The sequence below is a fragment of the Streptomyces sp. SPB074 genome, assembly GCF_000154905.1.
Taxonomy (GTDB): Bacteria; Actinomycetota; Actinomycetes; order Streptomycetales; family Streptomycetaceae; genus Streptomyces.
In genome coordinates, this window is sequence record NZ_GG770539.1 from 3,625,803 (window position 1) to 3,628,222 (window position 2,420).

A 2,420-nucleotide genomic window follows, 5' to 3' on the forward strand; every position below is an offset into this window, starting at 1 on the left:
CGTGCCTTCGCCGCCTCCGCCTCGCCGTCCAGGAAGGCGTCCACGGAGGAGCGACGCGCCCGCCGCCGACCGTGCCCGGCCGCCGTGGCGTCGAACTCGCCCGTACCGTCGGCCGCTCCCGGCCCGAAGTCGCCCCCGTCCGGACCCGAACCGGTCCCGTCCGGTCCCGAACCGGTCCCGTGCGGGCCGGAAGCGTCCGCTCCCGGAGCGAAACCGCCGTCCCCCGGACCGCCGTTCGCGTCGTCTTCCGGGCCGCCGCCGGCACCGGCCCCGCCCGCCACTGGTGCCGCTACCGCCCCCGCGCCCTCGCCGAGCGGCACGTCGAGCACGTACGTCGCGCCGCCCATGCCGGGCACCACGTGCGACTGGAGGACGCCGCCGTGCGCGCGCACGATGCCCGTGACGATGGGGCCGTGCACCGGGTCGCCGCCCTGGTACGGGCCGCGCACCTCAAGGCGTACGACGTCACCGCGCTGCGCCGCCGCGACCACGATCGTGGAGTCCACCCAGCCCGTGTTGACGAGCCCCTGACGCGCGTTGCCCGTCGCGTCGATGCCCGCGACATCGGCGACGAGGTGCGCGAGCGCCGTCGCGAGCCGCTCGGGATCGACCTGCGCCTCGATCGGCGGCGCGTGCACCGCGAACTGCGCGCGCCCGGGCCCGATCAGCTCCACCGCTCCGTCGACGCCCGCCTGGACGACGGCGTCGAGCATGACGTTGCGACGGTGCAGCGTGTCCGTACCGACGTCGAGCCGCTGATAACTGAGCACGTTGTCGACCAGCGTGGTCATCCGTGAATAACCGGCGGTCAGGTGGTGCAGGATCTGGTTCGCTTCCGGCCACAACTGACCGGCCGGATCGGCCGCGAGGGTGCCCAGCTCGCGCCGCAGCTCGTCCAGCGGCCCGCGCAAAGAGGTCTCCAGAACGGCGAGCAACTGCTCGTGCCGCGCCGCGAGCGCCTCGAAACGGTCCTTCTCGCGCTCGGCGAGTGCCGCGTACCGGTCCTGCGCCTGCGCCACGGCCTCCTCGTGCCGCGCGTCCAGCTCGGCGATCCGCGCCTCGTACTCCCCGGTCAGCCCGGCGACCTCGGCGGCGTGCGCCTCGCGCAGCCCGGCGACCTCGCCCGCGTGGCTCTCGCGCAGTTCCGCGCTCTCCGCCGCGTGCCGCTCGACCAGCTCCTCGTAGGCCCGCCGGTCGGTGAAGGTCATGACGGCGCCGACGAGTTGATCGCCGTCGCGCACGGGTGCCGTCGTGAGGTCGACGGGGACCTTCTCGCCCTTCTTGTTCCACAGCACCTGCCCGCGCACCCGGTGCTTGCGCCCGGAGCGGAGCGTGTCGGCGAGCGGCGACTCGGGGTACGGGAAGGGCGTGCCGTCGGCGCGCGAATGCAGGACGAGCGGGTGCAGTTCACGACCGCCGAGGTCGCTCGCGCGGTGCCCGAGGATCTGCGCCGCCGCCGGGTTGACGAGGACGACGTGCCCCTCGGTGTCCGTGCCCACGACACCCTCGGCCGCCGCCCGCAGGATCATCTCCGTCTGCCGCTGCGAGCGGGCGAGTTCCGCCTCCGTGTCGACAGTTCCGGTCAGATCGCGGATCACGATCATCAGCAACTCGTCGCCGGAATAACGCGAAGCGTCCTCGTACGGACCCGAATAGGCGCTCGAGGACTGTGCGGCCGTGTTGATGCTCGCGCTCGTCACCTCGACGGGGAACTCGCCGCCGTCCGTGCGCCGCGCGATCATCCGCAGCGGCTTCGTGCGCCCGCGCTCGTCCTCCGCGTCGGGGCGGCGCATCGACCCGGGGATGAGCCGGGAGTCGAACTGCGGCAGGAGATCGAGCAGTCCGCGACCCACGAGCGCCGTGCCGGGGGACTCCAGCGCCTGGAGGGCGATGGTGTTCGCGTTGACGACCGTGCCGTTCGTGTTGACGAGTACGAGGGCGTCGGGGAGGGAGTCGAGTATGGCTGCGAGGCGAGCAGTGCCCCGGGATGGCCTGCTGCTCACGACGAACGTTCCTCCCTGCCGTTCCACGGGGACCGCGCCTGCGGCTCCCCGCCCTGCCCTCCCGGACCGTCCTACCGGCGGCCCGCCTGGACCATCGTGCCGCGCGGTCCGCGACGTGTCACGCCTGGGAGTCTACGGGCAGCGGCGCGCGCTCGTACGAGGGAGCCGCGAGCGGCGGCACGGGGAGGCGGTGCGCGCGGGGGCGGGGAGGCGGCGGCGAGGGCGCGGGGGGAGCGGGCACCGGTTCCGCGAGGAGGCGGACGGCGGCCGCGTGGGCGCCCGGGCGTGTCCGGGGGCGATGTGCCGGGCGTGTCGGGGCGGGGGACTGGGGGCGGGGCGGAAGGGCCGGGGGTTGTCGGCGGCTGGGGTTGCGGTCGGCCGGGGGTACCATGTCACGTGTAAGGCGAGCGGGGCGCG

General features: G+C 74.5%; 1 protein-coding gene. It reads right to left on the minus strand.

The window, feature by feature from the left end; translation table 11 throughout:
- On the minus strand, nucleotides 1-2,003 hold a 2,003-nt coding region (locus tag SSBG_RS14950; protein WP_199781371.1), incomplete at its 3' end, for a PAS domain-containing protein.
- Nucleotides 2,004-2,420 lie beyond the last annotated feature (417 nt).